8 protein-coding genes are annotated in these 5,817 nt (G+C 68.2%); all 8 read right to left on the bottom strand.

Features of this window, described 5'->3' with window-relative positions:
* The coding region (locus FNH05_RS30280; protein ID WP_186382813.1) for an AfsR/SARP family transcriptional regulator at window positions 1-358 on the bottom strand (358 nt) is incomplete at its 3' end.
* Window positions 359-621: 263 nt separating this feature from the next.
* Complete coding sequence (gene thpD / locus FNH05_RS30275) at window positions 622-1,515, bottom strand: ectoine hydroxylase (protein ID WP_425458503.1); 894 nt, start codon at window positions 1,513-1,515, stop codon at window positions 622-624.
* A 73-nt stretch (window positions 1,516-1,588) separates the two neighbouring features.
* Window positions 1,589-2,020 carry an ectoine synthase gene (locus FNH05_RS30270; RefSeq protein WP_144592267.1) on the bottom strand — a complete coding sequence of 144 codons (432 nt, stop codon included), beginning with the start codon at window positions 2,018-2,020 and terminating at the stop codon, window positions 1,589-1,591.
* 11 nt (window positions 2,021-2,031) lie between these two features.
* Window positions 2,032-3,285, bottom strand: a complete 1,254-nt coding sequence (gene ectB, locus FNH05_RS30265; RefSeq protein ID WP_144592266.1) for a diaminobutyrate--2-oxoglutarate transaminase — start codon at window positions 3,283-3,285, stop codon at window positions 2,032-2,034.
* A gap of 49 nt (window positions 3,286-3,334) precedes the next feature.
* Window positions 3,335-3,835, bottom strand: coding sequence for a diaminobutyrate acetyltransferase (gene ectA, locus FNH05_RS30260; RefSeq protein ID WP_144592265.1), 501 nt, complete (start codon window positions 3,833-3,835; stop codon window positions 3,335-3,337).
* A gap of 228 nt (window positions 3,836-4,063) precedes the next feature.
* On the bottom strand, window positions 4,064-4,819 hold the full coding sequence (locus FNH05_RS30255) for an Abi-alpha family protein (protein WP_222426749.1): 756 nt from the start codon (window positions 4,817-4,819) through the stop codon (window positions 4,064-4,066).
* Window positions 4,820-4,873: 54 nt separating this feature from the next.
* Window positions 4,874-5,200, bottom strand: coding sequence for a lipopolysaccharide assembly protein LapA domain-containing protein (locus FNH05_RS30250; RefSeq protein WP_144592264.1), 327 nt, complete (start codon window positions 5,198-5,200; stop codon window positions 4,874-4,876).
* A gap of 36 nt (window positions 5,201-5,236) precedes the next feature.
* On the bottom strand, window positions 5,237-5,817 hold a 581-nt coding region (locus FNH05_RS30245; RefSeq protein ID WP_144592263.1), incomplete at its 5' end, for a class I SAM-dependent methyltransferase.

The following is a 5,817-nucleotide window of genomic DNA, read 5'->3' as shown; positions in this document are numbered from 1 at the left end:
GGGCGGCCTCGGCGCGTTGCAACAGGATCCGGGCGCGGTGGGCGTCGATCCGGTCCGGGTCGATGATCAGCCGGTAACCCGGGGCGACCGTTTCGATCAGTGCCTGGTCGGACGGCTGGACCGAGCGCATCACGCGGCGCAGCAGGGAAACGTTGCCGTGCACGATGGTGCGGGCGGTGGCGGGCGGGTCGTGCCCCCACAGCGCGTCAATCAACTCGCCCAGGCCGATGATCTTTTCCGCGTCGAGGGTGAGCAGTGCGAGCAGGCCCCGCACCGCGGGCCCGCCGATGGCGAGGGGACGGTTGCCCGCCAGCAGCCGGACCGGACCGAGCAACTGGATCCGCAAGGGCTCGCGCAAGCCTGCCCTCCCTCGCACCCGATGCGACCCCGTACCACCGGTCCCGATCCAGTGGTGCGGGGCCGCACTCGGTAAAACGTGCGACGGGCGGGTGCTCCCCCCGCCGGACTCGGCGCCGGCGGTCGCACAGGACTCACCCCGAGCAAAGGAGAACCCACGCCACCGACGACAACCTCGACCGCTCCGGCACCTGGCCGGTGCGGTGGCGCTACCGTAACAGCCTGCTACAAGGCTGCTACAACCGGCCAGGCCATTAAGGACGGTTATCGCGTAATTGGGGTGAAGTCGCGGCTCGCGATGAACGGCGGCCTCGGTTTCGCGGCGCCGAACGGTGCGGTCAAAGCGTTTTCCACACTGTTGAAGACCAGGAAAATGTTCGACCTCGGGTACGGCGTGATGTTGTTGCCGGAGCCGTGCATGACGTTCGAGTCGAACCACAGCGCCGAGCCCGCGGGCCCGGTGAACTGCTCGATCCCGTGCTCGGCGGCGAGGGCGGTGATGTCCTCTTCCCGCGGCACCCCGATGTCCTGCTGCTTGAGCGAGCTCTTGTAGTAGTCGTCCGGCGTCTGCCCGACGCACGGCACGAACGTGCGCTGCGAACCGGGCATCACCATCAGCCCGCCGTTGAACGGGTAATTGTCGGTCAGCGCGATCGAGCAGCTCACCGCGCGCGGTTTCGGCATCCCGTCCTCGGCGTGCCAGGTCTCGAAATCGGAATGCCAGTAGAAGCCGGTTCCCTTGAACCCGGGCATGTAGTTGACGCGGCTCTGGTGGATGTAGACCTCCGAGCCCAGGATCTGCCTCGCCCGGTCGAGAATCCGCGGGTCCAGCACCAGCTCACCGATCAGCGCGCTGATCCGGTGCACCTCGAAGATCGATCGGACCTCCCCGCTGACCTGCTCGGTGATGACCCGCTCGTCCGCCTTGAGCGCCTCGTCGCCGGACAGGCGCACCAGCTCCCGCCAGTAGGTCTGCACCTCGCCGGGGGACAGCAGCCCCTCGACGATGTGGTACCCCTTCGCGTCGTGCGAGGCGAGCGTGGCCGCGTCGATCGGGCCGTCGGCCCCGGTGCCCCAGACCGTCGGGTCGGTACGTTCGATCGGCTCGGCCACGCCCGTGACCCGGGTCGGGTAGGCGTCTTCGACACCGGTGTCCATGATGGTCAAAACGGTTCGCCTCCTTGGCTACCCCTCTGTCTTTTCGGTTGGGTGGCGGGAACGGGGAACGGGATCAGGCGGACTGCTCTTCTCCGCCGGTGTCACCGGTGTCCGCGACGGGTTCCCGGACGAGCGGGTACACCCCGTTTTCATCGTGCACCTCCCGTCCGGTCACCGGCGGGTTGAAGACGCAGACCGTCTTCATGTCGGTCCTGGGTCGCACCTGGTGCCGGTCGTGGTCGTTGAGCAGGTAGAGCGAACCCGGCCGCAGCGGGAAGGTCTCGCCGGTTTCCTTGTTGGTGATCTCGCCTTCGCCCTCGTAGACGAACACGGCTTCGATGTGGTTCGCGTACCAGAAGTCGTTCACGGTCCCCGCGTAGAGCGTGGTCTCGTGCACCGAAAAGCCGACCTTCTCCCTGGCCAGGATGATCCGCTTGCTGCGCCAGTTCGGGGTCTTGATGTCGGCGTCGGTGTCGGTGATCTCGTCGAGGGTGCGGACGATCAAAGGTCTCTCCCTTACTTGGCCAGAACGGACTTGACGGACTCGTCGATGATCTGCAGCCCCTCGCCGATCTCGGCGTCGGAGACGGTCAGCGGCGGCAGCAGCTTCGCCACCTCGCCGTCGGGGCCGGAGGTCTCCATCAGCAGGCCGCGCTCGAAGGCGGCGGCGCACACCCGGCTCGCGATCTCACCGCTGGGGAGTTCGAGCCCGCGGGCCAGCCCGCGGCCCTTGGCGGTCAGCCCGGCCTCGGGATAGGCCTCGGCGATGCCCTCCAGCGCGGCCCCGATCCGTTCGCCCTTCGCCCGTGTGGACTTCTCGAGCTCGTCGTCGCTCCAGTAGGTGCGCAGCGCCTCGGTGGCGGTGACGAACGCCGGGTTGATCCCGCGGAAGGTGCCGTTGTGCTCGCCCGGCTCCCACACGTCGAGCTCGGGCTTGATCAACGTGAGGGCCATCGGCAGCCCGTAGCCGCCGATGGACTTCGACAGGCACACCATGTCCGGTTTGATCCCGGCGTCCTCGAAACTGAAGAACGGCCCGGTGCGCCCGCAGCCCATCTGCACGTCGTCGACGATCAGCAGGATCTCGTGCCGTTGGCACAGTTCGGCCAGCCCGCGCAGCCAGTCCACACCCGCGGCGTTGATCCCGCCCTCGCCCTGCACCGTCTCCACGATCACCGCGGCCGGCTCGTTGAGGCCGCTGCCGGAGTCCTCCAGCAGCCGCTCGAAGTACAGGAAGTCCGGGTACACGCCGTCGAAGTACTGGTCGTAGGGCATCGGCGTGGCGTGCACGAGCGGCACCCCGGCCCCGCTGCGCTTCATCGAGTTGCCGGTGACGGACAGCGCGCCCAGGGTCATGCCGTGGAAGGCGTTGGTGAAGTTGATGACCGACTCCTTGCCGGTCACCTTGCGGGCGAGCTTCAGCGCGGCCTCGACGGCGTTGGCACCGCCGGGACCGGGGAAGATCACCTTGTAGTCGAGTTCGCGTGGCCGGAGGATCTTCTCTTCCAGGGTCTCCAGCAGGTCCCGCTTGGCGACGGTGAACATGTCGAGCGCGTGCGTCACCCCGTCGCGGGCGAGGTAGTCGAGCAGGGCCTGCTTCAGCACGGGGTTGTTGTGCCCGTAGTTGAGCGCGCCCGCCCCGGCGAAGAAGTCCAGATACGGCGTGCCGTCCTCGCCGAAGAGCCGTGTGCCGACGGCCCGGTCGAACACCACGGGCCAGCCACGGCTGTAGCTGCGCACTTCGGATTCGAGCTTTTCAAAGATGCTCACTGGCGTTTTCATCTCCCGACTGATCCCTTATCGGACCGTCATTTCCGGGCTAACCCCGGGAAAGTGGCCCGATACGGTAGAGGTCCTCTTGCTCGTGCAGTTCACCCTCGTTGGGAAAGTCCGCTCTGGCGAACAGCGCGGATCTCTCCAGTGGCGCCTGCCAACGCTGTGCGAAGGAGGTGAACAATCTGATCGACGCCGAGTTGTCCGGGGTGATCGTGGTCTCCAGGTAGCGGACACCCCGCTCGATCAGCCCGCGGAAGAGCTCGTCCAACAGGGTCCCGGCCAGACCGCGGCCACGCTGGTCCGCGTCGACGGCCACCTGCCACACCAGCGCTGTGTCGGGCGTGGAAGGCCTGCGGTAGGCGATGACGAAACCCACCGGCCGACCGTCCACTTTGGCCACGACCGAGGTGTCGGCGAAATCGCGACACCACAACAAATACGCATACGGCGAGTTCAGGTCGAGCTTCTGGGAATCCCTTGCGATTCGCCACAGCGCAGCGCCGTCGGCCTTGGTCGGAGTTTCGATCAAGTGCTTTCCGGACATGTCAAAACAAGCTAACAGAGTTCGTTAGCCCGTTCAGCCCACGAGGTGACACACAGGCGAGCTACCTGCAACAACGAAGAAACACGTGTGACAATGACGACAGAAACGTATCATTTTCGCGCAGAATATGGTATAAGCGCGCTCTTCGCCCGCTTCGCGCGAATGGTTCCGGCCCGCACCCTCTCCAGCGTCGGTGGGGCTCATTTCGTTACACGGTAGTGGCGGCGCTCAGGGCACGCGACTCTGCGGAGCGGGGTCGCAGGCGGCCCAGAACCGTGCTCCGAACCGCGACAGCCGGACGCTGTGCCGCACCAGCCGCGCCCGCTTGACCGAGCGCACCGCCTCGCGCACCACCTCGTCGGTCGCCAGGATCTCGTGCTGCGAACTCAGGGCGGTTTCGTCCGGACCCACCTCGACCAGGCCGAGCCCGGCCAGGCGGGTCAGGTAGCTCGGCACCTCTTCGGGCAGGGTCACCCCGGCGGCCTTGCCGACGGTCGAGGCATTGCGCAGCACGACCCGGCCGCCCCGGCCGAGCACGTCGACCGCAGGGAACGCCGAACCCCGCGCGAGCACCGCCAGTATCCGCGCCTCGTCCGGCGTGAGCTGCCGCAGCACGGTCGCGTAGAGGTACTCACGGGACTGCGCACGGTCGAACCCGGCCGAACTGTCCATCAACTGCTTCATCGCGGCCCGCAACGGCTCGCCGGCCACGACGAGCACGCCGTCACCAGGCCGCTGCTCCGCCGAGGGCCTCGCAGGGGGCGTCACCACATACGGATCGTCCATCGAATCGAGGCGTTTCCGCAGTTCGGACACCAACTGACGTTCCACGCCGCGCAAACCGGCCTCGGCCAGCCCCGCGCCGGGCAACAGGCGGGTCAACGACAACCCGGTACGCGCGGCCCACCCGGCGAAGCGGCCCGCACGCCGCAGCAAGGTCGGATCCTGCGGGGAGGCGACGACGAGCACTTCTTCCCTCGACACGCGGTGATGCTAGCCGAGGCACCGTTACCGCGAATCCGCCTTGCGGGTGGGCCGTCAGCGCCTGGCCCGGTGGGCGCGTTTGGTGACCCGCCGCAACTGCATGATGCGGGCCGCGCCGACCAGCGCGACCACCAGGGCACCCGCGACCGCGGCGAGCAGCATCGCGACTCCCAGCGGCATCGTCCCGGTCGCGGCCAGGAAGTTGACCGTGACGTTGCCGAGGTTCTGCAGGATGAACACCAGCAGGAAGACGAACAGGACGAGAGCCACCACAACGGTCACCCACGTGCCGCTGACCCTGGTGCGGTGCAAGGGCGGCTTGGTCGGGGCGGATGGCCCTTCCTGGCGGCCTTGCGGCTTGCCATCCTGCGGAGCGGTCATATCGCCATTGTGGGACGGAGCGGTCGATCGTGCCGGTCAGCGGGCCCCCGCGGGGGACCACAGCAAGGTCACCATGGCCCGCCCCGAAGAACCGAGATCCGGCGGCACCGCGCGGTCGACCCCGAGTCCGGTCAGCGCGTCCGCGACCTCGCCCGCCCGCTCGGCCGGCAGGCAGAGGCGTCGCCGGGTCACGTCCACCAACTCCTCGAACCGCGCGTGCTCCGGGGAGGGCGGCTTGTGCCAGCGGATGACCTCGGGCTCCACACCCAGCTCCCGCAGCACGGCCACGGCGTCGTCCGCGGTGGGCCCGTCCGGCCGGTCGATGCCGTGGAAGTGCCGCCACAACGGGTTGAGCGAGGTCAGGGGGTGCACTGCGGCCGTCTCCACCACGACCCGGCTCCCGGCGTGCTCCTCCAGCGCCCGCACGAACGGCGGAAGATCGGCGACGTTGAACAGCACGTTGCCGCAGACCACCACGTCCACCGGCTCGACCTGCGCGGCCACCTCCGGCCAGCGGCCCCGCACCGTACGGCAGGGCAGCGAGAGCGCCCGCGCACGCTCGGCGAACGCGGCGAGCAGGCCCTCGTCGGTGTCGACGGCGGTGATCCCGGTGATGG

Source organism: Amycolatopsis rhizosphaerae (assembly GCF_007713715.1).
GTDB lineage: Bacteria > Actinomycetota > Actinomycetes > Mycobacteriales > Pseudonocardiaceae > Amycolatopsis_E > Amycolatopsis_E rhizosphaerae.
This window is presented reverse-complemented; position numbering and strand designations above follow the sequence as displayed.